This window comes from Leisingera sp. NJS201 (genome assembly GCF_004535885.1).
Taxonomy (GTDB): domain Bacteria; phylum Pseudomonadota; class Alphaproteobacteria; order Rhodobacterales; family Rhodobacteraceae; genus Leisingera.
Map to the genome: position 1 here is coordinate 929,662 of NZ_CP038234.1, position 23,953 is coordinate 953,614.

Sequence of the window (23,953 nt, forward strand, 5' to 3'; positions counted from 1 at the left end):
GAAACGCAAAGGGATAGGCAGACGATATGAGCGGTTTGAAATTGGCAATGGCGGCGGTGGCCGTGCTGGGGCTGACAGCTTGCAGCAGCAATCCATGGAACGACGATTTGAACGGCGGCGGGGCCGGGGCAGGCGGTGCAGGCGCCGGTGCAGGCGCGCTGGATCCGGCCAGCCCGGCCTATTTCCAGCAGACCGTGGGCGACCGGGTATTGTTTGCAATCGACCAGTCCACCCTGTCGCCTGCAGCCCAGGCAACGCTGCAAGGCCAGTCGCAGTGGCTGGCCCGGAACGCCGATTATGTGGTCACCATCGAAGGCCACGCAGACGAGCAGGGCACCCGCGAATACAACCTTGGCCTGGGTGCGAAACGCGCCAATGCCGCCCGCGAATACCTGATGTCCCAAGGTGTCGCCGGCAGCCGCATCAAGGTGGTAAGCTTCGGCAAGGAACGCCCGCTGGAAATTTGCTCGGACGAGGTCTGCTATTCCAAGAACCGCCGCGCGGTGACGGTTCTGGCAGGCGGGTTGACGGGGTAACGCCATGAAATCTTTGCGCATTGCGCTTTTGGCCTCTGTACCGCTGCTGCCGCTGCCGCTGGCGGCGCAGAATCAGCAGACCCTCGCTGATATCCGTCAGGAGCTGACTGTATTGCACGTCGAAATCCAGCGGCTGAAGCGGGAGCTGTCGACCACCGGCGCGCCCTCGGCGGATCTATCCGGCAATACCGTTCTGGACCGGGTCGGCGCGATTGAAAGCGAGCTGCAGCGGCTGACCCTGCAGACCGAGGAGATGAACCACCGGATCGACCGAATTGTCAGCGATGGCACCAACCGGATCGGTGATCTTGAATTCCGGCTGGTCGAGCTGGAAGGCGGCGACATCGGCGCCCTGGGCGAGACAACCACGCTGGGCGGCGGTGAGCTGCCGGTTGCAGGCGCCGGCGCCATTGAGGCGGAGGGCGCGGGCGGCCCGGCATCAGGTGAGCTGGCAATCGGCGAGCAGGCGGACTTTGACGCTGCTGAAAAACTGCTGTCCGAGGGGCTTTACCAGGATGCGGCGGAGAAGTTCGCGGCTTTCAATCAGGTCTATCCGGGCAGCCCGCTGGCGCCGGCCGCCGAATTCAGCCGCGGCAAGGCGCTGGACGGGCTGGGCGACACCCGCGAGGCCGCGCGGGCCTATCTGGCGGCGTTTTCCGGCAATTCCGCCGGGCCGGTGGCCCCCAAGGCGCTGTTTGAGCTGGGCTCGGCACTGGGCCGCCTTGGCCAGACCGATCAGGCCTGCGTGACGCTGGCCGAGGTCGGCGTGCGCTTTCCGGGTGCGGCAGAAGAGGCCGAGGCCGCGGCGGAAATGGCCAAGCTGGGCTGTTCTTGACGGGCGTGCGGCGCGATATCCTGCCCCTGGTGCAGAGCCAGTTCCGCTCCGCCCTTCCTGACCGGCTGGGAATCGCTGTCTCGGGCGGCGGTGATTCGATGGCGCTGCTGCATCTGCTGCACGACTGTTTCGCCGGCGGCGAAGTCACGTTGTTTGCAGCCACTGTGGATCACGGGCTGCGTCCGGAAGCGGCGGCAGAGGCAGAGGTTGCAGGGGCGGCGGCAGCCCGGCTTGGCATCAGCCATGCGGTGCTGCGCTGGGAAGACGGGCCGCAAGAGGGCAATCTGCAGAATCAGGCCCGCGAGGCGCGCTATGATCTGCTGACCGGCTGGGCACGGCGCCACGGCATCCCGGTGCTGGCACTGGGCCACACAGCCGATGATCAGGCCGAAACGGTGCTGATGCGGATGGCGCGTGCCTCGGGTGTGACCGGGCTGTCGGGCATGGCAGAGCGGCGCACGCACAACGGCGTGACGCTGCTGCGGCCGCTGCTGGATGTAACCCGCTGCGAATTGCGGGACTATCTGGAAGGCCGTGGCATTGCATGGTCAGAAGACCCGAGCAACGAGGATACCAGATTCGAACGGGTCCGGGTGCGCCGGGCGCTGCAGGAACTGGCGCCGCTGGGCCTGACCCCTGCGGTTTTTGCCAAGATTGCCCGCAACATGGCCAAAGCCCGTGAAGCGCTGGACTGGTACGTGTTCCTTGCCGCCCGCGACCTGGCGCATGTTCAGGCGGGGGCAGTTGTCCTGTGCCAGCGCAAATTCCGCACTTTGCCCAGTGAAATCAGCCACCGGCTGCTGGTGCGCTCCATTCAGTGGATTTCCGGCACTGCCTACCCGCCGCGCCGCGTGCCGATGGAAAAAGCCGTTCTGGCGGCCCGCAACGGCGGATCGGCCACATTGGCGGGCTGCCGTCTGGTCACCACCAGCAAACAAATATGGATCTGCCGCGAATATAATTCCGTGCGCGGCGAGGCCTCTCTGCCGGGGCAGGCCTGGGACGGCAGGTGGAAGGTTTTTGGCGGCGACGCAAAGGGTTGCGAGATTCGCGCGCTAGGCCAAAAGGGTCTGCAACTATGCCCGGACTGGCGTGCTGCAGGGATGCCGGGCGCCGTGCTGCAGGCCACTCCGGCAGTGTGGCGGGGCGGGGAATTGGCGGCTGCACCAGCGGCTGGATTTGCCAATGGCTGGTCGGCGGAAACCGCCGGAACCGAAGAAGAGTTCTTTGCATCCCTTTTATCGCATTGAACCTGCTCGAATGATCCTTATTTTAAGCACAACGCAGGCGGCCCGTGTGGCGCGCCTATCTGATAGGGAGAACTTTCCTTGGGCAACGCTCGCAATATCGCCTTCTGGGTTGTTCTGTTTCTGCTGATTCTGGCGCTGTTCAATTTGTTCAGCGGTTCCGGCAGCACGATGCAGAGCCGTGAACGCACTTTCTCGGACTTCGTCAGCTCGGTTGAGACCGGCAAGGTCAGCACCGTCACTTTGGACGGGGAACAGGTGCGCTACACCACGACCGATGGGCAGAACTATGTCACCATCAAACCGGCCGATGCCGAAGTCACAGCACTTCTGATCGACAAGAACATTCCGGTGCGCGCCGAAAAACAGCAGCAGTCGGGCTTTCAGTCCTTCCTGATCACGCTGCTCCCTTTCATTCTGCTGATAGGCGTCTGGATCTATTTCATGAACCGGATGCAGGGCGGCGGCAAAGGCGGTGCCATGGGATTCGGCAAGTCCAAGGCCAAGATGCTGACCGAAAAGCATGGCCGGGTGACCTTTGACGATGTGGCCGGCATTGATGAGGCCAAGGAAGAGCTGGAAGAGATCGTCGAATTCCTGCGCAACCCGCAGAAATTTTCGCGCCTCGGCGGTAAGATCCCCAAGGGTGCGCTGCTGGTCGGCCCTCCGGGCACCGGCAAGACGCTGCTGGCGCGCGCGATTGCTGGCGAGGCCGGCGTGCCGTTCTTCACCATCTCTGGCTCCGACTTTGTGGAAATGTTCGTTGGTGTCGGCGCGTCCCGTGTGCGCGACATGTTCGAGCAGGCGAAGAAAAACGCCCCCTGCATCGTCTTCATCGACGAGATCGACGCCGTGGGCCGCCATCGTGGCGCCGGTTATGGCGGCGGCAATGATGAGCGTGAGCAGACGCTCAACCAGCTGCTGGTTGAGATGGATGGTTTTGAGGCCAATGAGGGCGTGATCATCCTGGCCGCGACCAACCGTAAGGACGTTCTGGACCCCGCGTTGCTGCGTCCGGGCCGATTTGACCGCAACGTCACCGTTGGCAACCCGGATATTAAGGGCCGCGAAAAGATCCTGGGCGTGCATGCCCGCAAGACGCCGCTGGGGCCGGATGTGGATCTGCGCATCATCGCCCGCGGCACGCCTGGTTTCTCGGGTGCGGATCTGGCCAACCTGGTGAATGAGGCGGCACTGATGGCGGCCCGCGTCGGACGCCGCTTTGTCACCATGGAAGATTTCGAATCGGCCAAGGACAAGGTGATGATGGGGGCCGAGCGCCGCTCGATGGTGCTAACCCAGGATCAGAAGGAAAAAACCGCCTATCACGAAGCCGGCCATGCGGTTGTCGGCCATATACTGCCGGAATGCGATCCGGTTTATAAGGCGACAATCATTCCGCGCGGCGGCGCGCTGGGGATGGTGGTGTCCTTGCCTGAAATGGACCGGCTGAACTGGCACCGTGATGAATGCCAGCAGAAGCTGGCTATGACGATGGCAGGCAAAGCGGCTGAAGTGATCAAATACGGCGAGGACCATGTGTCCAACGGCCCGGCCGGCGACATCCAGCAGGCCAGCCAATTGGCCCGCGCCATGGTGATGCGCTGGGGCATGTCCGACAAGGTCGGCAATATCGACTATGCCGAAGCGCATGAGGGCTATTCGGGCAACACTGCCGGCTTCTCGGTCTCCGCAAATACCAAGGAGATGATCGAGGAAGAGGTGAAGAGCTTCATCCAAGCCGGCTATGACCGCGCGTTCCAGATCCTGACCGACCATCATGATGAGTGGGAACGCCTGGCGCAGGGTCTCCTGGAGTACGAGACGCTGACCGGTGAAGAGATCAAGCGCGTCATGAATGGCGAGCCGCCGCAAGCCGGCGATGACGAAGATGGCGGCGAGGATGAGGGTAATGCCTCGGTCACCGCAATCCCCAAGGCCAAGCCGAAAAAATCCCCGCCGGAAGGCGGCATGGAGCCTGAGCCGACAGCGTGAGGATCCTAACCTGAAAATGAAACGTCCCGGAAACCAGCTGCGGTTTCCGGGACGTTTGTTTTTGGGACGGGTGGCGGGGGCCGCGATAGCGATCCGATCCTTTGGCCGGCTGCGCCATTTCCTCATCCGGAAACAAAGGGGTATCAGGCCTTTTCGCGCTGGCAACCGTTGTCAGAGCGTGTAGCCTCCGCCGGGATTGATCAAACTTCAGCAGGAGAAACAGGCAATGCCGGTATTGCGGGACAGCGGATTCAAAGGGGAAATCATCTGGCTGGGCATGGTTCCAGCTGGCGATAGTCTGCGGGCGGAACCGGCCGGCCAGTTGCAGCTTGGGTTTTCCGGCATTGCCGGCGGGCGCCACGAAGGGGAAAACCGCGCCTCCTGCGTGCGGGTCCGCAATCTCTATCCGGAAGGCACCGAAATCCGCAATGTCCGCCAGCTGACGATCCTGTCCGAGGAAGAGCTGGCTGTGATTGCCGCGGAAATGGGGATGGAGCGGCTCGACCCGGCCCATCTTGGCGCCACAATCATCCTGCGCGGCATCCCGGACTTTACCTTTGTGCCGCCTGGTTCCCGGCTGCAGGGACCGGATGGGGTGACCTTGACTGTCGACATGGAAAACCGGCCTTGCGTGCTGCCAGGGCGGGAGGTTGAAAAAGATCACAGCGGATGTGGCGCCCGGTTCAAGCCTGCCGCAAAGAACCGCCGGGGAATCACCGCCTGGGTTGAACGGCCGGGAAGTGTGGACCTTGGCAGCAAATTTGCCCTCTTTGTGCCGGATCAACGCGCCTGGGCGCCGTGAAACCCTTCCTTAAAGGGAAAGCGTTTCCTTTAAGGAACCTTTGCAGGGCCTGCGAGAGACCTCACGCCGCTTCAAGGCAGGATAATGTCGGAAATCACGCGCGTGTTTTGCCGCATATTGGCTAAGTCTATCGCGAAACCGGCATCTCTGTGCCGGCGATTGTATGCAAACTCAGCAGGAACCTTGCCATGAGCTACAAGAGTGACATCGAGATTGCGCGTGAAGCGCAGAAGAAGCCGATCCAGGAGATTGGTGCGAAGATCGGGATTTCCAGCGATGATCTGCTGCCCTACGGCCACGACAAGGCAAAGGTGTCCCAGTCGTTCATCAACTCGGTTCAGTCCAAGGAAGACGGCAAGCTGATCCTGGTGACCGCGATCAACCCGACGCCTGCGGGCGAAGGCAAGACCACCACCACCGTGGGTCTGGGCGATGGTCTGAACCGGATCGGCAAGAACGCGATGATCTGTATCCGCGAGGCCTCGCTGGGCCCGAACTTCGGCATGAAGGGCGGCGCTGCAGGCGGCGGTTACGCGCAAGTGGTGCCGATGGAGGAAATGAACCTCCACTTCACCGGCGACTTCCACGCCATCACCTCGGCCCACTCGCTGCTGTCGGCGATGATCGACAACCACATCTACTGGGGCAATGAGTGCGAGATCGACACCCGCCGCGTTGCATGGCGCCGGGTTGTGGACATGAACGACCGGGCCCTGCGGGTGATCACCGCGTCGCTGGGCGGTGTCTCCAACGGTTTCCCGCGCGAAGCCGGTTTTGACATCACCGTGGCCTCCGAAGTGATGGCGATCCTCTGCCTCGCGAACGATCTGAAGGACCTGGAAAAGCGCCTTGGCGACATCATCGTGGCCTACCGCCGCGACAAGACCCCGGTCTACTGCCGCGACATCAAGGCCGAAGGCGCGATGACCGTTCTGCTGAAGGACGCGATGCAGCCGAACCTGGTGCAGACCCTGGAAAACAACCCGGCGTTTGTGCACGGCGGCCCGTTCGCCAACATCGCGCATGGCTGCAACTCGGTGATTGCCACCAAGACCGCGCTGAAAGTCGCAGACTATGTGGTGACTGAGGCAGGCTTTGGCGCTGACCTCGGCGCCGAGAAGTTCATGAACATCAAATGCCGCAAGGCAGGCATCGCGCCGTCCGCGGTTGTGCTGGTTGCCACCGTGCGCGCGATGAAGATGAACGGCGGCGTCGCCAAGGCGGACCTGGGTGCTGAGAACGTCGAAGCTGTGAACAACGGCTGCGCCAACCTGGGCCGCCACATCGAGAACATCAAATCCTTTGGTGTGCCGGTTGTGGTTGCGATCAACCACTTCGTCACCGACACCGATGCCGAAGTGGACGCTGTCAAAGCCTACGCCGCCACCCATGGCGTCGAGGCGGTGCTGTCGCGCCACTGGGAGCTGGGCTCGGAAGGCTCTGCGCCGCTGGCCGAGAAGGTTGTGGAAATCGTCGATGCGGGCCAGGCCAACTTTGCGCCGATCTACCCGGACGAGATGTCGCTGTTCGACAAGATCGACACCATCGCCAAGCGCATCTACCGCGCCGACGAGGTGCTGGCCGACAACAAGATCCGCAACCAGCTGAAGGAATGGGAAGACGCAGGCTACGGCAATCTGCCGGTCTGCATGGCGAAAACCCAGTATTCCTTCTCGACCGACCCGAGCTTGCGCGGCGCGCCCACCGGCCATTCGGTTCCGGTGCGTGAGGTCCGCCTGTCAGCCGGTGCCGGCTTCATCGTCGCGGTCTGCGGCGAGATCATGACGATGCCGGGCCTGCCGCGCAAACCGGCCTCGGAAACCATCCGCCTGAATGACGACGGCCAGATCGAAGGCTTGTTCTAAGACAGGATATGCGACATTCAGCGGCCCGGGACATCCCGGGCCGCTGGAGTTTCAAGCGCAATCCGAAGTCTGAGGCACCGCCACTGGTCCGAGGGGACGAAGACGGGAACCGGTTTTCGGAATCAATTGCGCGACCACCAAAAATGGTCAGAACCTCACATGGCCCAAAGCAATGAAAGCCGAGGTTCTGACGCATGAGCACAGAGACACCGCCGCAGGACTGCCAGTCGATGGCAGAGGTGCGGGCCCAGATTGACCGGCTGGATATTGAGCTGGTGCAGCTTCTGGCCGCCCGGGCGGGCTATATCGACCGGGCGATCCGGCTGAAGCAAGCCAACGGCTGGCCGGCGCGGATCCCGGAACGGGTTGAGGAAGTGGTCATGAATGCCCGCGCCGCCGCGGAAGGGGAGGGGCTGGACCCCGATCTGATCGAAGGCCTGTGGCGGCAGCTGGTGGACTGGTCGATTGCCCGCGAGGCGCGGGTGATCCGGGAAGAGTAAGGCGGGCCGAATGCCTGCACAAAAAGGAAGAGAGCAATGGCAGCAACTCTGATTGACGGCAAGGCCTTTGCGGCCAAGGTGCGCGGCCAGGTGGCCGGGCATGTGGCGCGGCTGAAAGAAGAGCACGGCATCACCCCCGGCCTGGCCGTGGTTCTGGTCGGCGAAGACCCGGCAAGCCAGGTCTATGTGCGCTCCAAGGGCAAGCAGACCGTTGAGGTCGGCATGAACTCGGTTGAGCACAAGCTGGATGCGGACACGTCCGAGGCGGATCTGCTGGCGGTGGTTGATCAGCTGAACAACGACCCCTCGATCCACGGCATTCTGGTGCAGCTGCCGCTGCCGGGGCATATGAACGAGGATCTGGTGATCAATTCGATCGCGCCGGAAAAGGACGTGGACGGGTTCCACATCTCCAACGTCGGCCTGTTGGGCACCGGTCAGAAATCGATGGTGCCCTGCACGCCCTTGGGCTGCCTGATGATGCTGCGCGACTATCATGGGTCGCTGTCGGGCATGGATGCGGTTGTGATCGGCCGTTCCAACATCGTCGGCAAGCCGATGGCGCAGCTCTTGCTGGGCGACAGCTGCACCGTGACCATCGCGCATTCGCGCACCAAGGACCTGGCCGAAGTGGTGCGCCGCGCCGACATCGTGGTGGCCGCCGTGGGCCGCCCGGAAATGGTGCCGGGCGACTGGATCAAGGAAGGCGCCACCGTCATCGACGTCGGCATCAACCGGATTGATGCGCCCGAAAAAGGCGAAGGCAAGATGAAGCTGGTCGGCGACGTCGATTTTGCCAGTGCCGCTGAGCGCGCCGGCGCCATCACCCCGGTGCCGGGCGGTGTCGGCCCGATGACCATCGCCTGCCTGCTTGCGAACACCGTCACCGCCTGCTGCCGCGCCAACGGTCTGAAAGAGCCCGAAGGCCTGACCGCCTGAGGCAGCGCAGAACGCTGAAACCTGTACCAAACAGCTCCCGCCGGACGCCTCCGGCGGGAGTATTTTTTGGAAAGATGAAAAAGGGGCCGGGCGTTCATTCCGGAGCTTGGCTGCGACTCTGTGAAAACGTGCAGAACGCGGGGCGGTTCCTCAGGCCGGGACGGGCACCATCGTGCCCTGGAGGATGGCAATCAGCTTTTCCTGGCTGCCCTGCAGCGCGTGGACCTCAGCCGTGACAATGACCAGCCGGCGCCCCGGTTTGATGACCTTGCCGGTCGCCCGAAAAGAGTCTCCGGCACCTGGCGCCAGCAGGTTGATCTTCATCTCAGCTGTCATCACTTCGCTGTCTTCCGGCATTTTTGTCAGCGCTGCATATCCGGCAGCGGTGTCGCCGATGGCAAAGCTCAGCGCTGCATGTGCCGCATCGTGCTGCTGGCGGCTGCCGGGCAGGATCGGCGCAGTGATCACCACTTCCCCATCCGAGACGCTTTGGATGTTTGCGCCCAGGGTTTGCATCATGCTTTGCTTGGCGAAACTGCTGCGGATGCGGTGTTCCATTTTGAGTGTCCTTCTTTTGCTGAGGCCAAGCATAGAAGAGAAGGGGCGGTCCCATGGCGGTGACGCTGCGCCACTTAGCGGGGCATCGGTATCGGCAGTGCTTGCGGACCGGTCAGAATGGCCAAGGCATTCGGCGCCATCAATGATGCAAGCGCCGGATCGCTGCTGCGCAATCCGCCGGTATAGGTGCCGAAGGCGGGCAGGATCAGGCGGGAGGCGTCGAGCAGGAAACAGGGGCGTGAATTGCTGCGGACGCGGGCCTTGGGATGGTAGTGGCCGGAGACTTCCGCCGTTGCCGGCGGATCAGCAATGTGGCGGAAGGTGAGGGGGCCAACCCGCAAGTCCGCCAAGTGCTCCCCGCCTAGGCTGGTGGGGGCGGGGTCGTGGTTTCCCTCGATCCAGATCCAGCGGCGGTTTTGCATCAGGTCTAGGGTTTGGATCCTTTCAGTGGCCGGCAATTCTGTGGCTGCGGTATCATCGTCGAAACTGTCGCCGAGGCAAACCACAGTTGCCGGGTTGAGGTCTGCGACCAGTCCCTCAAGGCGGTTGAGGGTGTCACGGCCTTCGTAAGGGGGCAGGGCACTGCCGCCGCGCCGCGCATGGCGTGCGGATTTTCCAAGATGCAGGTCGGAGACGCAAAGCAGCCGGTGGTCCGCCCACCATAGCGCGCCGGAGCCGAGCGCGGTCAGGCGGGTGCCTGCGAGGTTGAAATCAAATCCGTTCATGCTGTGGTCTTAGACGCGCAGGCCGAACAGGCAAGCGCTATTGCACCAGCCGGTCCAGTCCGGATAGCCGCATCAGCGCTTCGGCCTCGCGTTGCAGCAGCTTTTCCTGTGCTGCGCCTTTGACCGGAACCTTGCCAGCCTCCAGCAAAAGCGGCGCTGCAAGCGGCGAGATCCGGTCCAGCCGCCGCAGGGTGATCCGGCCATTGATCCGAGCCAGCATCTGCTCGACGCGGCCAAAGTCCACCAGCCCGCGCAGGGCTTCGTCGCGGGTGATTCCCATCAGCAGGTGGTCCGGGTCGTATTTCCTGAGCGTGTCATAGAGGATGTCGGAGGAGAATGTTGCTTGGCGCCCGTTCTTGCGTTGCCCGGGTGTGTTGCGTTCAATCAGCCCGGCGATGGTTGCCGCGCCGCGGAAGGCGCGTTTCATTACTGCGTTGCCGGCCAGCCAGCCGTCCAGTCCCTCGCGCAGGGCAGTGACATCGAACAGCGGGGCCGGGTCGGTCAGCGGCTCCAGACCCCAGATCAAAGTGGCGTAGTCGGTCGAGACAAAGCCAAGCGGATCGAGGCCAAGCTCCTCCATCCGCTTGGTCAGGAGCAGCCCCAGCGTTTGCTGAGCGTTACGGCCGGCAAAGCCGTAAATGCAAGCATGCTCGCGCCCGTCGCGGGGGAAGCTTTCGATCAGCAGCGAGCCTGCGCGGGGAAGATCCGAGACGTCGCGCTGCAGTTCCAGCCATTCGGCGGTGTGGCGGGGCAGATCTGGCCAGCTGTCCTGTTTGAACATCTCCAGGATGCGGGCGCTGAGCTGGGTGGAGGTGGCGAATTTGGTGCCGGAGAATACTGCGATTTTCGGTTTCCTGCCGGGGGTGCGGGTAACCTCGACGGTCATTTCGCGCAGGCCCTCATAACGCACGGTCCGGCCGCCGATCAGGAATGTGTCGCCGGGGGTGAGGGTGGCGGCAAAGGCCTCTTCAATCTCGCCCAGGGGCTTGCCGCCGCGGCTGCGCTTCAGGCGCACCTTGATGAGGTCGGCGTCCTGAATGGTGCCCAGGTTCATGCGGATGCGTTGGGCGGCGCGCGGATCGCGCAGCTGCCATTTGCCGTCCGGGCGTTGCAACAGGCGCTGCCACTGGTCGTAGGCTTTCAGCGCGTAGCCGCCGGTGGCACAGAAATCGAGACAGGCATCGAAACCGGCGCGGGTGAGGGTGGCATAGGCGCCGGCGCTGGTTATTTCGGTGTAGAGTTCATCCGCATCAAACGGCCCGGCACAGGCCGTAATCAGGATGTGCTGGCAAAGGACATCGCGGGGGCGGGGCCGCGTGCCTCGCCGTCCAGATCCCCTGCACGGACGGCGTCCAGCGCGGCATGGCATTCCACCACCTCAAACCGGTTGGCGGGGACCAAAAGCGCCTTGGACGGGACGTTGTAGCTGTGGTTGGCGCGGCCGATGCGCTGGACCAGGCGTTTCACGTTCTTCGGTGCGCCGATCTGGATCACCAGATCCACATCGCCCCAGTCGATGCCGAGGTCCAGTGAACCGGTGCAGACAATGGCGCGCAGCTCGCCGCGGACCATGGCGGCCTCGACCCGGTCGCGCTGGCCCCGGTCGAGCGAGCCGTGATGGATCCCGATCGGCAGCGCATCGTCATTGGCGAGCCAGAGATTGCGAAAGAATATCTCGGCCTGGGCGCGGGTGTTGTGAAAAATCAGCGTAGTTTTATGCGCCTGGATCTGTTCCATCACCGCCGCGATGGCATAGGCCGCGCCGCCGCCGGCCCAGGGCGGGGCTTCTGCGGTTTCCAGCATCCGGATGTCTGGCGCCGGGCCGGGGTCGGCCTGCACGATATTGCAGGGATCCGGGTGGCAGGCCAGATAGCTGGCAATGGCCTGCGGGTCGTCCACCGTGGCTGACAGGCCCACCCGGCGCAGGTTCGGGCAGAGCGTTTGCAGCCGCGCCAGGGCCAGCATCAGCTGGTCGCCGCGCTTGCTTTCGGCCAGCGCATGGATCTCGTCCACCACCACCCGCTTCAGCCCTTTGAAAGTGCGGGCTGCATCCTCGTAGGAGGTGAGCAGCGCCAGGCTTTCCGGTGTGGTCAGCAGAATATGCGGCGGATCGGCGCGCTGGCGCCTTTTGCGGGAAGACGGCGTGTCGCCGGTGCGGTCGTCAATGCGGATGGGCAGGCCCATTTCCTCGACCGGGGTGCGCAGGTTGCGTTTGATGTCTGCAGCAAGGGCCTTGAGCGGTGAAATATAGAGAGTGTGCAGCCCGTCATGAGGGCTTTCTGCCAGATCGGCGAGGGTGGGCAGAAAGCCGGCCATGGTCTTGCCGCCGCCGGTGGGGGCGATCAGCAGGGTTGCCGGATCCCCGGCACGGTCCAGCATGGTATGCTGGTGCGGGTGGATGGACCAGCCGCGGGCGGTAAACCAGCCTAAAATGACCTTGGGAAGTTTGCTCATCCCTTCCTTTTAGGGGAAGGCCCAAAACTTTTCGAAAAGTTTTGCAAGAGTTTTTGAAAACTCTTGCTGCCGCCTGTCTGCCGGCGGGGATCACTTCACGATATCTTCGTCCTTGACGAACATGTTAGCCCAGGCGCGGTCGATCAGCTCGGGGGACATCTGATAAGGGATGCCCTCAAATTCGCAGATTGCGATGATCTGATCGATCAGAAACACCGGCTGGTAGTTCGCATAGACGTTATCGATCGACGGGTATTTCTTTTTCAGCAGGTGCACCAATGCGCCTTCGTCCAGCGGCATGCCTTTCTTGCGGGCCACCATGGCAAAGATCTTGAGGTAGTTTTCCTGGTCCGGGCCGTCGATTTTGATCTTGAAAAAGATCCGCCGCAGGGCTGCCTGGTCAAAGATTTTGTTCGGGTGGAAGTTGGTGGAGAAGATCACCAGGGTGTCAAAGGGCACTTCGAACTTCTCGCCTGACTGCAATGCGAGGATGTCCTTGCTTTCCTCCAGCGGCACAATCCAGCGGTTGACCAGCGACTGCGGCGGTTCCGCCTGGCGGCCAAGGTCGTCGACGATGAAAATGCCGCCGGTGGATTTCAGCTGCAAGGGCGCCTGATAGGTGCGCGCGGTAGGGTTATAGACCAGATCCAGCATGTCCAGAGACAGTTCACCGCCGGTGATTACGGTGGGGCGCTGGCACATGACATAGCGTTCGTCGAATCTGCGGCGGCGGCGCAACGCGTTGGGGTCTTCCGGTTCCTGCGCGACTTCGGTGTGGACGATCGGGTCATAGACTGTGATCACCTGGCCCGAATATTCAATGGCGCGCGGCACATAGACGTGGTCCCCCAGGGCGTCGCGGATACCGTTGGAGATTGAAGACTTGCCGTTGCCCGGCGGACCGTACATCAGGATCGAACGGCCCGCGCTGACGGCCGGGCCAAGGTGGTCCAGCAGGCTGTTTGGCAGAATCAGATGCCCCATGGCATTGGTCAGCTGGTCGCGGGACACTTGGATGTTGCGGATCGACTGGCGTTTCACCTGCTCTCGGTAGACGTCCAGCGGCACCGGCATCGCCCCGAAGTATTCCGACTGGCTGAGCGCATCCAGCGCCCGCGATTTACCCGCATCGGTCAGCTGGTAGCCCATTTCGTTGCCGTTGTTGGCGTTGAGCGTGCCGGTGGCTTCCAGCAGCTTTTGCTCACGGGCGATATCCACCAGTTCCTGGGTAACGGCGCCAGGCAGGCAGATTGCCTCGGCGATTTCCGTGACGTTCTCGACGTTTTTGCGGAAGATGGTCTTCAGCAGGATGTCCCGCATCATCACCAGCGGCAGCTGCATCTGCGCCAGCCCTTTGGGGGCGGGCGGGGCCATCACGGTGAGGTTCTGCATGTTCATGGCGGTGCCTGTCCCTGAGATCGGATCCGTGCCCCGGCGGCCGGGGCGTTCAAGGAAACAGACTATTCAGGACTGTGGCAACAGCGGGGCAGAGCTGCAGCAATTCCGCGGAGGCGGCGGAATTCCGGCGAAGTTTTTGCAGCGGATGCAGTCAGCTGCCAAAGCGCGCTGCCAGCACCAGGTAGAGGGCCAGGGTGCCGCCCAGGCACAGGCCCATCGGGAAGCTTTTGCCGGTGTCCCAGCTTTGCCATTGCGGCGCCAGCCGGCGCAGGGGGGTGTATTTGGCGATCCGGTGGGCGGTGAACCCGGCCAGCAGGGTGGCAGCAAAGATAATCATCAACAGCCGCAGGTCGCCAAGCGCAAAGAAGGGGGCGGCGGCACCTGCAAATTTGGCGTCGCCCGCGCCGACAGCGCCGGCTGCATAGAACAAGTAGCCCAGGCCGATGCCGACCGGCAGGTGCAGCAGATGCCAGCCGTAGTCCGCCCAGCTGGGCATCAGCATCGCGCCTGCAACCACATAGATCACCGCCAGCAAATCGACGGCCCAGTTGGGGATGCGCATGCCGCGCAGATCTGTCAGCGCGACTGTGTAGCACAGCGGCAGCACCAAAGGCAGGAACCACAGGGCAGCATGGGCCGGGAACTGCATGGATCAGCCGTTCTCCAGGGCCGCCAGCGAGCGCGAGGCTTCCTCAAAGTGCTGCGGGTGGGTGTCAATCGCTTCGCGCAGCAGATTCTCGCCGGTCTTGACGTCGCCTTGCTTTACTGCCGACAGCGCCAGCGTGTGCAGCAGCAGTGCGCGTTCAGTCTGATCCATCGGGATCACCGGCAGGGTGTAATTGCGTTGCGCGCCGCGGGCCAGAACCAGGTTGTTCTTGGCTGTGAACAGGCGTTGATCCTGGCGGATTGCTTCGCCGAACAACCGCTCAGAGCCGGCGAAGTCGCCGCGGGTCAGCTTGGAATAGCCCCAATTGTTCATCACTTTTGCGGGTTTTGTCGTCAAACCCACTGCAATTTCATAAAAGCTGTCGGCGCGTTTCCAATCTTTGGCGGCATCCGCCACAACTGCCTCCAGGCGGTAGCGCTCATAGGTCTCATGGGTTGGGGGAACCCTGTCCAGTTCTGCCTTGGCCCCGTCCCATTCGCCGCTGCGCACAAGCGCGCCTGCCAGCTGAACATGATCCTCGCTGGTGGCCCCCTTCATCGAGACAACTTTCTTCCAGGCGGTGGTGCCTTCGGTGGTGCGCTTGGCGCGGATCAGCGAATAGGCCAGCCCGCGTTGCAGCTCAATCCGGTCCGGGCTGTTCTTCAGCGTCCGCTGGAAATGGGCAACCGCCTCGTTCGGGTCGGCGACCGAGAGCATGACGTCATTCAGATTGCTCTCGTCGATGACATTCACTTCCTGAAAAGCCCGTTCCACGGTTTCATCGGCTTTCTCTGCGCAGGCCGACAAAAGCAGCGCCCCTGCCAGAGAAGCGGATAGGAAATACTGCTGGCGCATTGGTGCGTCCTTTTTACTGCTCTGCCTCTGTCATGGTGCTTGGCTTATCAGGTAGCTGCCGCCGCCTTGCCGCACCAATTTATAGTCTTGATTTTGAGGGTCAGTATGCGCAGGATTTTCAAGCTTTGCGAGAGCAAGGCGTAAATTATCGCGGATTGCGTCACTTTCGCCATTGTCAAGCGCATAGGCGCGCTGGAACACCTGCACGGCTTCGGCGGTTTTGCCGCGCTCCATCAGCACGACGCCCAGGTTGTTCATCGGTTCAGGCCAGGTGCCGTCCGCATCCACCGCCTGGCGCAACAGATCTTCTGCCTGGCCAAGCCGCCTGAGGCCCAGTTTGGCACTGCCCATGCCGGTCAGAACTTCGGGCGTGAGCCCGTGGTCAAGGGCCGCGCGGGTGAAGGCGTCCAGTGCCAGTTCATGCTGGCCCGCTGCCATCAGCCGGTGGCCGACTACCAGCCCGTCCTCGGCCTGCTGGCGGTGATTGCCGCCTGGCGCCCAAGGGCTGCCCTTGTCCTGTTTCAGCCCGCCCGGCGCGCAGGCCGCCGCCAGCGCAACAACGCTGGCGGCGGCAATAGCACGGCAGAGACGGCCCGGCCCGGCCCGTCCTGATGAGTTCATGTTCGGTTGCCTCAGTTGCCCATGTTCATGATGCCCTGCACCGACGGGCCGACCAGAATGATCAGCAGCGGCGGGACTGTCAGGCCCATTGTGGCAAGGGTCATCTTCACGGGCAACTTGTTTGCGGCCTCTTCCGCGCGCATCACACGCTTGTCGCGCATTTCCCCGGCATAAACCCGCAAGGCGTCTGCGATCGAGGTGCCGAAGCTGGCGGACTGGATCATCACAGTCACAAAGGAGGAGACATCCTGCACCCCGCAGCGGGTGGCCATGTCCCGCAGGACCTTGTCCTTTTCCTTGCCTGCCTTCATTTCTTGCGCGACAACCTCGAATTCTTCGGCCAGATCCGGGAAAGAGGCGTGCAGCTCCTTGGCGACGCGAACAATCGCCTGGTCCAGCGACTGGCCGGCTTCGACACAGACCAGCATCATGTCCAGCGCATCCGGGAAGCCTTCGGTGATCTTTTGCTTGCGCTCTTCAATCCGGCGGGTGATCCAGTATTTCGGCAGCAAATAGCCGGCCGCACCGGGGCCGATGATGCGGATCGCCATTTGCTGGCTGTCATAATCGATATCGGCCTTCAGCACATAGACAAAGAACAGCCCCGCCAACAGACCCAGAATGCCCAGAGCAAACTGCAGGAAATGAAACAGGCGTACCGAGTCCTTGGAGTGATACCCTGCCTGGCGCAGCTTCAGTTCCATCGCTGACAGTTCGTCTTCGTTCTGCGGTTCCAGAAAGCCTGCGAATTTTTGCAACTGCTCGTTGCGGTCGGCCTGGCGCAACCGCTGCTTTTGCGGTTTGTTCCGGGTTTCGGGCGCCATGTTCTTTTGCAGCTTCTTCAGCGGATCCTCGGGCTGGTTCAGCAGCAGCGGAACCGCCAGCAGGATCATGAACAGCCCGGCAATGCCAAGCGCCAGGAGCGGGCCGAACTCGCCGAATTGCGATGTCAGGTAATCGTTTATTCCGGTCAGAAATTCCACGGTCCCCTCCTTACACTTTGATGTTGGTCAGCACGCGCATGACGATCAGATTGGCAGTCAGCATCACACCCACCGCAAAACAGGCGGGGATGAACCAGGGATGGTCCAGCACGCCGTCATAATAATTGGGATCCTTGACCAGGATCCCGATCAGGCAGAACAGCGGGAACCCCGACAGGAATTTGCCCGACCACTGCGCCTCGGCGGTGATGGCCTTGACCCGGCGGAACAGGCGGAAGCGGGCGCGGATCACCTTGGCCAGACCTGCCAGAACTTCGGCCAGGTTGCCGCCTGATTGCTGCTGGATGGTAACGGCAACAGCCAGAAAGCGCATGTCCTGCATGTCCAGCCGTTCCGCCATTTCCTTGAGCGATTCGCCGACATCGCGGCCATAAGCGCATTCGTCGGAGATAATGCCGAACTCAGTTGCCAGCGGATCCTCGACCTCATTTGCGACGATCTGCACAGCCGAGGTGAACGGATGGCCGACGCGCAAGCTGCGCACCATCAGTTCCACCGCATCCGGCAGCTGTTCTTCGATCATGGCCATCCGCTTGGCGGCTTTCTTGTTAACCCAGAAGAACACCGCACCAACGCCGATGATGACGGATCCCAGGATCCGGACGGGCAGGGGGGCCGAAGTACCGATGCTGAGGCCGGCAAAAGCAACGGCAGCAAGGGCGGCCATGATCAGGATCAGCTGCTTGGGCGAAAAGGCAATCGCCGCTTTCTGCGCCCGCTCCGACAGCAGTGAATAGAGCGGGATAGACTGCGATTTGGCGTGCTGGCCCAGCTCTTTACGCAGCTGCTCCAGCACCTGTTCGCGGTTGCTGCCCTTCTCCATCATCTCCAGCCGGCGGTTCACCTTGCTGTTGAGGCTGATGGATTTGCCGAAGGTGAACAGATACAGGCCTTCGACCAGGGCCAGAACCCCAAAGAAGATCGCGCCATAAATAAGCGGCTCGGCACTCAGTTGCATCAGCGTGCCTCCATCACGGTGGGTTCATAGATCGACGGCGGCAGATCAAAGCCCCACAGGCGGAAGCGCTCAGAGTAATGGCTGCGCACGCCGGTGGCGGTGAAATGGCCGATGATTTTGTTGTCCGGGGTCAGCCCGACCCGCTGGAAGCGGAAGATTTCCTGCATCGAGATCACGTCGCCCTCCATGCCGGTGATTTCGGTGATGGAGGTCATCCGGCGGGAACCGTCCTGCAGACGCGAGGCCTGCACAATGAGATTCACAGCCGAGGAGATCTGGCTGCGCACCGCTTTGAGCGGCATTTCAATACCTGCCATCGCAATCATGTTTTCCAGGCGTGAAATCCCGTCGCGGGCTGAGTTGGCATGGATCGTGGTCATCGAGCCGTCATGGCCGGTATTCATCGCCTGCAGCATGTCGATGACTTCCTCGCCGCGGGTCTCGCCGACGATGATGCGGTCAGGGCGCATCCGCAAAGCGTTCTTCAGACAGTCGCGAGGGGAGACCTCGCCCTTGCCTTCAACATTGGGCGGGCGGCTTTCCATCCGGCCCACATGGGTCTGCTGCAGCTGCAGTTCCGCGGTATCCTCGATCGTCAGGATCCGCTCGGAATTGTCGATGAAGCTGGACAGCGCATTCAGTGTGGTGGTTTTACCCGAACCGGTACCGCCCGAGACGATGACATTCAGCCGGGTCGAAACTGCGGCCTGCAGAAAGGCGGCCATCTCCTCGGTGAAGGCGCCGAAATTCACCAGGTCGTCGATGCCCAGCTTGTCTTTTTTGAATTTCCGGATCGACACCAGCGAGCCATCCACCGCAACCGGCGGCACCATCGCGTTGAAACGCGAGCCATCGGCGAGGCGGGCGTCCACATAGGGGTTGCTCTCATCAACACGGCGGCCCACAGCCGACACGATCTTGTCGATGATCCGCATCAGATGCTTCTCATCCTTGAAGGTGATGTCGCTGATCTGCAGCTTGCCATCGCGTTCAACAAAGATCTGCTGCGGGCCGTTCACCAGGATATCGCTGACCGTGTCGTCCTGCAGCAGCGCCTCAAGCGGGCCAAGGCCGGTGACCTCGTCATACAGCTCCTTGTTCAGCTGCTGGCGGTCTTCGCGGTTCAGGACGATGCCTTTTTCCGCCAGAATCTCGGTTGCAATCGTGGCGATCTCAGATCGCAGCTCTGCCTCGCCTGCGCGTTCCAGCGCGGCCAGGTTCAGGTTCTCCAAAAGCTCCCGGTGCAGCTGGATCTTGATCTCGCCCAAACGCTCCTTGCGCTTGCGGTCCTTATCCATCGGCTGCGCCTCGGCGGCCTTGCGCTGGACCGGCCGCCGCAGACTGGCAGCAGGCGCGGCAGCAGCCGCCGCGACCGGAACCGGCGCAGGCGCAGGTGCGGCAGGTTTGGCCGCTTGCTTTTTGTACTTGGAAAACATCAACTCACCCCCGGTTCAGCCGCTTAGGCGGCTTCGGCTTCACTTCGGCCCAATGCGTGCAGCGAGGCTGCAAGCTTGGCGATTTCTTTGCGCAAGGGATTCTTCGCTGCCGAAACGGCCAGCGGCAGCCCGTGGTCGCAGCTCTGCAGAACCTGCTTGCCGCCATCGGGCAGCTGCAGGTCGATGGAGATGCTCAGGGATTCGGCCATCCGTTTGACCCGGCTTTTGCCGGCAAGATCGGTGAACTTCGGCGCCCGGTTCAGGGCAAAGCGCAGTTTTTCGAACGGCAGGTCCTCGGACTGCAGCGCCCGCTTCATGCGCAGCGCGTTCTGTGCCGAACGCATGTCCAGTTCGATCATCGCGAAGTAAACATGCGCCATGTTCAGAACGGTTTCAGACCATTGCACCAGCGTATGGGGCATATCGACGACAACAAAGTCGAAGTGGCTGCGCGCCATCCCGATCACCCGTGTGATATCCTCGGGCGACAGCAGATCCAGCGGCACCAGCTCGGACGGAGCCGTCAGAACCTGCAGCTTTTCCTGAAACGGCAGCAGCGCCTGGCCGAACAGATCCGCGTCCATGCTTTCAGTTTCGCTGAGCATTTCCATCACCACCTCGCGGCGGGGCAGGTCAAGGTAGGTCGAGACCGAACCGTGCTGCAGATCCAGATCCAGCAGGCACACGCTGGGTTCGTCATGTTCGCTGAGCGCTGCAAGCTCCCAGGCCAGGTTGACAGCCATGGTGGTCGATCCGGTGCCGCCTGCCAGCCCGTGACAGACGATAACCGCGCCTTCGCGCTGGCTGCCGGACTGCAGCTGGTGCGGGTTCTGCGCGACTTCCGGTTCCGGCGCCTGCAGCCGTTCGATGGCAGCCTGCAATTCCTGTTCAGGCAGCGGGTAGGGCACAAACTCGTCCGCGCCCTGGCGCAGCAGCGTATGCAGTGCCGCCGGGGTCACGTCCTCGGCGATCAGGATCACCTTGATGCCGCGCGCCTTTGCCTGGCTGATAATCTCTCCCATCAGCGGCAGATCGCCCTCATCGGCGTTGTCGATGGCCAGGGCCACAAACTGCAGCGGCTCTGCCTCGGTCTGGCCAAAGAAAGCCAGCGCTTCGGTAAAGCCCAGATCGCCCCAGGCCTCTCCCAGGACGGCTTCCATATCTTCGATAAGGAGGTCGAAGTTCTGCACGTCCCGGCTGATCGTGCAGGCAACAATCGCAGGTGTGTCTGTTTGCGGCATTCCGCTGCTCATCGCCATCATCCTTGTTCACTTGGGCAGACCGGGCTTTGGGCACAGTCCGCCTCTTGGAAACAATGTCGGTGGCAATCTAGGCGATATTGGGGCCAAAAATCCCCAAATCTGGGGAATTGTTACTACTTCGTAACCAGCTGGCCGCGTCTTCTGCCTACTGCAGCGTGCGCTCCAGCGACTGCTGTTCGGTCAGGGTGGTGCCCGGAATCGCGCTTTCCAGATATTCGCGATAGATGATCTGGGCGTATTTCCCGTCCAGCACCGTCGGGTGGCGCTTAAGGAAACCGCTGACCTCGGTCACCGTCCGGCGGTTGCGGCGTTCGCGCTCAGGTGTCGGGACCAGCGGCTGGGTTTCACCGTGCGACACCACTGCTTCCAGCCGGCTGCGGCTGATGCCGCGGGAAACCAGATAGTTCACAGCCGCGCGGGCCCGGCGCAAGCCGAGGGATTTGTTATAGCCGTTGCTGCCGACCGCGTCGGTGTGGCCGAAGACGCGGAATCGCACCTCGGGGAATTGCTTGATCCAGACCGCCTGGCGGTCCAGAACCGTCCGCGCCGTCTGATCCAGCCGGGCGCTGTCAAAATCGAAGTTGATCGTCGTGGGCACTTCTTTGGCGAACCGGCTGGCCAATTGGATGGCAAAATTGCGTTCCCCGCTCATCACCGCCGCATTGCTAAGGGTCGCCTCGCCAAAGTCGCCTGAGCGGTTCAGCTCGCGGCCGGCCTCCCGTTCGCAGGCGGCTGCGGCCAGAAGAATAGCGAAAATTGCAGCGGTTCTGATCATCTGTGCCACTCCCTATCAGTCCAGCACGTAGCCGTATGAGCCGTTGAAATCCTGCTTAGCCACTTCGGCCGCCGGTCCGTTTTTGGTGCGGGAGGTGCGCCCGAACAGGAACAGGTCCTTTTCGCTTGGCGGCGCCACCCGGTCGGTCGGCAGGGTCAGCGCCTCGCCGCGGGTCGGGGTCACCAGGTGGGCGCTGACGATGATCACCAGTTCGGTCTGTTCGCGCTGGTAATCGGCGCTGCGGAACAGCGCGCCCAGCACCGGCACGTCGCCAAGCCAGGGCAACTGTGAAGAGTTGTCGAGAAATTCATCACGGATCAAACCGGCGATGGCAAAGCTCTCGCCGTCGCGCATTTCCACCGTGGTCGAGGTCTCGCGCCGCGAGAAGGCGTCGATGGTCAGGCCAGCCAGCTCCAGCGAGTTGGACGGGTCGATGGCCGACACGGCGGCATTCAGTTCCAAATTGATCAGGTCGCCGTCGATCACCCTGGGAATGAAGTTCAGCTCAATGCCGAAAGGTTTGAAGTCAACAGTGATCACACCGTCTTCCTGGGCAATCGGAACCGGGTATTCGCCGCCAGCCAGGAATTTCGCCTCCTGTCCTGACAGAGCGGACAGGTTGGGTTCTGCAAGCGTGCGGACAACGCCTTTTTGCTCAAGTGCTTCCAGCAGCAGGCTGACCTGGACTGACCCTGCGTTGAAGCCGAACAGGAAGGCGCCGGTGTTTTCGTTGGCGGCGGGGATGTTGCCGGCCAGAGAGTTGGCCAGCGCGCCGGACGTGTTCAGTGTGTTGATTCCGCCGGTGCGGCCATTGCCGGTGCCGCCGTTGAAGCCCAGCGAGGCGCTCAGCGATTTTGAGACCGAGCGCTGCATTTCGGCAAAGCGGACCTTAAGCATGACCTGCTGCACACCGCCGACCGACATCAGATTGCTGACCCGCTCCGGTGCATAACGCTCTGCCAGGTCCAGCGCCCGCTGCAGCCGCGCTGCGCTGGACACGGTGCCGGACAAAACGATGCCGTCGTTGGCGGTGCGGACTTCGATTTTTTCATTGGGCAGGATCTGGCGCAGACGTTCTTTGAATTCGGTCACATCTGCCGCCACCCGCACGTCCACATTGGTGATCAGCCGGCCGGAACCATCAAGCAGCGTCAGCGTGGTCAGGCCGGGCGACTTGCCCAGCACATAGATCGTGCGGTCAGAGAGGGAGGAGATATCTGCAATGCCGGGGTTGGCGATGCTGAGCTCAGCAAAAGGGGTTTCGCTTTCCACCACCACGGCGCGGTTCATCGGCACGTCCAGTCGTGAAGCCGTGCCTTTTTTAACCACCCGCAAGGATTGCGCTGATGCCCCATCTGCCTGAGGCATACCAATAAGCGATAGCCCCAGCAGGGCCGCCGCTACGAACCGTCCAATTGCCATGTGACCTGCCTTTCCGATCACGCCTCAAAATCCGGGTCTTTTCGCCCGCTCTTTCGGGCACTGTGGTGCAGATCCCGAATTATTGCAAGAATCAATGGCTTCGGGGGTGTTCCTGACCAAAGGCTATTGTGGGGCCTGCGCAACAGGCAAAACAGCCGCCCTTCGTTTGAGTGGGGCGGCTGAGCCTGTTAACGATCTGCGCGGAAATGAAATTCCTAGTTTGTGCAGGGGATCGGAATTTCCACAACCTCGGCGCCGCGGCGGGTGCGGATGGTGCAGACTTTTTTCTTTTCCACTTCTTGCGGCGCTTCCAAGGCCCCCAGGCCGAGCAGGCTGCGCTGGTCCACTTCGACAACCGAGGCGATGGTGTCATCGCCGGCGCCGACCAGGGCTAGCGACAGCCGTCCGGTGGTTTGCGCCTGTGCCAGCGCGGCGACCTGCCTGGGGTGGGCTGCAACAGTGACGGTGCGGGCGATGACGGCTTCGTTGATATCGCCGCCGGCGCTTTGGTCAACGGCCACCAGTTCCACATTGGTCTGAATCAGACGGGTGACCTCGCCGCGGTTGCCGGCCGATCCAGGCATCATGCCGGTCCAGTAGACGTCCACTTTGTCGCCAGGCCGCAAGAAACCCGAAACACCTGAGGAGACATCGACCTTGATTGCAAAGGCACGCATACCGCGCTGCAACCGCGAGGTGATGCCGGCATCTTCACCAGGTGCCGTGACCTTGAGGGCCATGATGGCTTCATCCGTTTCCATGGCGCGCAGAACCACTCTCAGCTGATCACCGGCATGCGGCGGAAACAACTCTTCATGGGTGATATAGGCACCTTCGGGAATGGCATCTTCGGGCCAGCGCACGGTGCGCACTGCGTCCTGGGACAGCCGCTCGCCGTATTTCAAGGGTTTGGTGGCGACAAAAACATCCACCAGCGGCACCGCTTCGGCACGGGCCGCGCGCTCGCGGGCCAGTTCATTCTGATAGGCCGAGATATAGTTTTTTGCCATCATGACGGCGCCGCCCGCGAGGGCCACACCGACGATCAGCACCAGTCCGAAAACTGCACGCATTGTGTTACCTCTCATAGATTTCAGCCGACGCCCCGCGGGGCGGAACC

21 protein-coding genes and 1 pseudogene are annotated in these 23,953 nt (G+C 62.2%); 8 read left to right on the forward strand and 14 right to left on the reverse strand.

Features of this window, described 5'->3' with window-relative positions; genetic code table 11:
• The first annotated feature begins 26 nt into the window (after window positions 1-26).
• From pal to folD, 8 genes are all read left to right on the forward strand, one after another.
• Entirely contained in the window at window positions 27-536 is a 510-nt protein-coding gene (pal, locus tag ETW23_RS04495; RefSeq protein WP_027259881.1) for a peptidoglycan-associated lipoprotein Pal, read from the forward strand.
• Window positions 537-540: 4 nt separating this feature from the next.
• Window positions 541-1,371, forward strand: coding sequence for a tol-pal system protein YbgF (gene ybgF / locus ETW23_RS04500; RefSeq protein WP_134829264.1), 831 nt, complete (start codon window positions 541-543; stop codon window positions 1,369-1,371).
• Window positions 1,368-2,621 carry a tRNA lysidine(34) synthetase TilS gene (gene tilS, locus ETW23_RS04505; protein WP_134829265.1) on the forward strand — a complete coding sequence of 418 codons (1,254 nt, stop codon included), beginning with the start codon at window positions 1,368-1,370 and terminating at the stop codon, window positions 2,619-2,621. Before ybgF ends, tilS begins: the two co-directional genes overlap by 4 nt.
• Before the next feature lie 78 nt (window positions 2,622-2,699).
• Complete coding sequence (gene ftsH, locus ETW23_RS04510; protein WP_129371745.1) at window positions 2,700-4,613, forward strand: ATP-dependent zinc metalloprotease FtsH; 1,914 nt, start codon at window positions 2,700-2,702, stop codon at window positions 4,611-4,613.
• A gap of 226 nt (window positions 4,614-4,839) precedes the next feature.
• The gene (locus ETW23_RS04515; protein ID WP_134829266.1) at window positions 4,840-5,415 is read left to right on the forward strand and encodes a sulfurase; all 576 of its coding nucleotides are present in this window, start codon (window positions 4,840-4,842) and stop codon (window positions 5,413-5,415) included.
• A gap of 188 nt (window positions 5,416-5,603) precedes the next feature.
• Window positions 5,604-7,280 carry a formate--tetrahydrofolate ligase gene (locus tag ETW23_RS04520; protein WP_134828728.1) on the forward strand — a complete coding sequence of 559 codons (1,677 nt, stop codon included), beginning with the start codon at window positions 5,604-5,606 and terminating at the stop codon, window positions 7,278-7,280.
• A 194-nt stretch (window positions 7,281-7,474) separates the two neighbouring features.
• Window positions 7,475-7,780, forward strand: coding sequence for a chorismate mutase (locus ETW23_RS04525; protein WP_134828729.1), 306 nt, complete (start codon window positions 7,475-7,477; stop codon window positions 7,778-7,780).
• A gap of 36 nt (window positions 7,781-7,816) precedes the next feature.
• Window positions 7,817-8,719: a bifunctional methylenetetrahydrofolate dehydrogenase/methenyltetrahydrofolate cyclohydrolase FolD gene (gene folD, locus ETW23_RS04530; protein ID WP_134828730.1), complete on the forward strand. Its 903-nt coding sequence runs from the start codon at window positions 7,817-7,819 to the stop codon at window positions 8,717-8,719.
• 150 nt (window positions 8,720-8,869) lie between these two features.
• Here folD and ETW23_RS04535 read toward each other — a convergent pair whose 3' ends face one another.
• From ETW23_RS04535 to cpaB, 14 genes and pseudogenes are all read right to left on the reverse strand, one after another.
• A complete protein-coding gene (locus ETW23_RS04535; RefSeq protein ID WP_134829267.1) occupies window positions 8,870-9,277 on the reverse strand; it encodes a PaaI family thioesterase in 408 nt (135 codons plus the stop codon).
• Window positions 9,278-9,351: 74 nt separating this feature from the next.
• Window positions 9,352-10,002, reverse strand: a complete 651-nt coding sequence (pdeM, locus tag ETW23_RS04540) for a ligase-associated DNA damage response endonuclease PdeM (protein WP_134829268.1) — start codon at window positions 10,000-10,002, stop codon at window positions 9,352-9,354.
• Between the two features lie 37 nt (window positions 10,003-10,039).
• Window positions 10,040-12,456, reverse strand: a pseudogene (locus tag ETW23_RS04545) (ligase-associated DNA damage response DEXH box helicase).
• Window positions 12,457-12,546: 90 nt separating this feature from the next.
• Window positions 12,547-13,854, reverse strand: a complete 1,308-nt coding sequence (locus ETW23_RS04550) for an ATPase (protein ID WP_134829269.1) — start codon at window positions 13,852-13,854, stop codon at window positions 12,547-12,549.
• Window positions 13,855-14,005: 151 nt separating this feature from the next.
• Entirely contained in the window at window positions 14,006-14,503 is a 498-nt protein-coding gene (locus ETW23_RS04555; protein WP_134829270.1) for a prepilin peptidase, read from the reverse strand.
• Between the two features lie 3 nt (window positions 14,504-14,506).
• Window positions 14,507-15,355 (reverse strand): lipopolysaccharide assembly protein LapB, encoded by an 849-nt coding sequence (locus ETW23_RS04560; RefSeq protein WP_129371735.1) that lies wholly within the window; start codon window positions 15,353-15,355, stop codon window positions 14,507-14,509.
• A 30-nt stretch (window positions 15,356-15,385) separates the two neighbouring features.
• The gene (locus ETW23_RS04565; RefSeq protein WP_134829271.1) at window positions 15,386-15,976 is read right to left on the reverse strand and encodes a tetratricopeptide repeat protein; all 591 of its coding nucleotides are present in this window, start codon (window positions 15,974-15,976) and stop codon (window positions 15,386-15,388) included.
• Window positions 15,977-15,987: 11 nt separating this feature from the next.
• Window positions 15,988-16,959, reverse strand: coding sequence for a type II secretion system F family protein (locus ETW23_RS04570; protein WP_129371733.1), 972 nt, complete (start codon window positions 16,957-16,959; stop codon window positions 15,988-15,990).
• A gap of 10 nt (window positions 16,960-16,969) precedes the next feature.
• Window positions 16,970-17,938: a type II secretion system F family protein gene (locus tag ETW23_RS04575; protein ID WP_129371732.1), complete on the reverse strand. Its 969-nt coding sequence runs from the start codon at window positions 17,936-17,938 to the stop codon at window positions 16,970-16,972.
• The gene (locus tag ETW23_RS04580; RefSeq protein ID WP_129371731.1) at window positions 17,938-19,374 is read right to left on the reverse strand and encodes a CpaF family protein; all 1,437 of its coding nucleotides are present in this window, start codon (window positions 19,372-19,374) and stop codon (window positions 17,938-17,940) included. Before ETW23_RS04580 ends, ETW23_RS04575 begins: the two co-directional genes overlap by 1 nt.
• 23 nt (window positions 19,375-19,397) lie before the next feature.
• The gene (locus ETW23_RS04585) at window positions 19,398-20,627 is read right to left on the reverse strand and encodes an AAA family ATPase (protein ID WP_167738076.1); all 1,230 of its coding nucleotides are present in this window, start codon (window positions 20,625-20,627) and stop codon (window positions 19,398-19,400) included.
• Window positions 20,628-20,781: 154 nt separating this feature from the next.
• Complete coding sequence (locus ETW23_RS04590; protein WP_129371729.1) at window positions 20,782-21,411, reverse strand: OmpA family protein; 630 nt, start codon at window positions 21,409-21,411, stop codon at window positions 20,782-20,784.
• A 15-nt stretch (window positions 21,412-21,426) separates the two neighbouring features.
• Window positions 21,427-22,833, reverse strand: coding sequence for a type II and III secretion system protein family protein (locus ETW23_RS04595; protein ID WP_134829273.1), 1,407 nt, complete (start codon window positions 22,831-22,833; stop codon window positions 21,427-21,429).
• Between the two features lie 215 nt (window positions 22,834-23,048).
• On the reverse strand, window positions 23,049-23,906 hold the full coding sequence (gene cpaB / locus ETW23_RS04600) for a Flp pilus assembly protein CpaB (RefSeq protein WP_134829274.1): 858 nt from the start codon (window positions 23,904-23,906) through the stop codon (window positions 23,049-23,051).
• Window positions 23,907-23,953 lie beyond the last annotated feature (47 nt).

Bases quoted from the DNA above. Each gene is read 5' to 3' on its own strand.
- pdeM (WP_134829268.1), bottom strand. From the start codon at position 10,002: ATGAACGGATTTGATTTCAACCTCGCAGGCACCCGCCTGACCGCGCTC.
- ybgF (WP_134829264.1), top strand. From the start codon at position 541: ATGAAATCTTTGCGCATTGCGCTTTTGGCCTCTGTACCGCTGCTGCCG.
- cpaB (WP_134829274.1), bottom strand. From the start codon at position 23,906: ATGCGTGCAGTTTTCGGACTGGTGCTGATCGTCGGTGTGGCCCTCGCG.
- ETW23_RS04575 (WP_129371732.1), bottom strand. From the start codon at position 17,938: ATGCAACTGAGTGCCGAGCCGCTTATTTATGGCGCGATCTTCTTTGGG.
- folD (WP_134828730.1), top strand. From the start codon at position 7,817: ATGGCAGCAACTCTGATTGACGGCAAGGCCTTTGCGGCCAAGGTGCGC.
- ETW23_RS04535 (WP_134829267.1), bottom strand. From the start codon at position 9,277: ATGGAACACCGCATCCGCAGCAGTTTCGCCAAGCAAAGCATGATGCAA.
- pal (WP_027259881.1), top strand. From the start codon at position 27: ATGAGCGGTTTGAAATTGGCAATGGCGGCGGTGGCCGTGCTGGGGCTG.
- ETW23_RS04515 (WP_134829266.1), top strand. From the start codon at position 4,840: ATGCCGGTATTGCGGGACAGCGGATTCAAAGGGGAAATCATCTGGCTG.
- ETW23_RS04590 (WP_129371729.1), bottom strand. From the start codon at position 21,411: ATGATCAGAACCGCTGCAATTTTCGCTATTCTTCTGGCCGCAGCCGCC.
- ETW23_RS04580 (WP_129371731.1), bottom strand. From the start codon at position 19,374: ATGTTTTCCAAGTACAAAAAGCAAGCGGCCAAACCTGCCGCACCTGCG.
- ETW23_RS04525 (WP_134828729.1), top strand. From the start codon at position 7,475: ATGAGCACAGAGACACCGCCGCAGGACTGCCAGTCGATGGCAGAGGTG.
- ETW23_RS04565 (WP_134829271.1), bottom strand. From the start codon at position 15,976: ATGAACTCATCAGGACGGGCCGGGCCGGGCCGTCTCTGCCGTGCTATT.
- ETW23_RS04555 (WP_134829270.1), bottom strand. From the start codon at position 14,503: ATGCAGTTCCCGGCCCATGCTGCCCTGTGGTTCCTGCCTTTGGTGCTG.
- ETW23_RS04585 (WP_167738076.1), bottom strand. From the start codon at position 20,627: ATGAGCAGCGGAATGCCGCAAACAGACACACCTGCGATTGTTGCCTGC.
- ETW23_RS04520 (WP_134828728.1), top strand. From the start codon at position 5,604: ATGAGCTACAAGAGTGACATCGAGATTGCGCGTGAAGCGCAGAAGAAG.
- ETW23_RS04595 (WP_134829273.1), bottom strand. From the start codon at position 22,833: ATGGCAATTGGACGGTTCGTAGCGGCGGCCCTGCTGGGGCTATCGCTT.
- ETW23_RS04550 (WP_134829269.1), bottom strand. From the start codon at position 13,854: ATGAACATGCAGAACCTCACCGTGATGGCCCCGCCCGCCCCCAAAGGG.
- ETW23_RS04560 (WP_129371735.1), bottom strand. From the start codon at position 15,355: ATGCGCCAGCAGTATTTCCTATCCGCTTCTCTGGCAGGGGCGCTGCTT.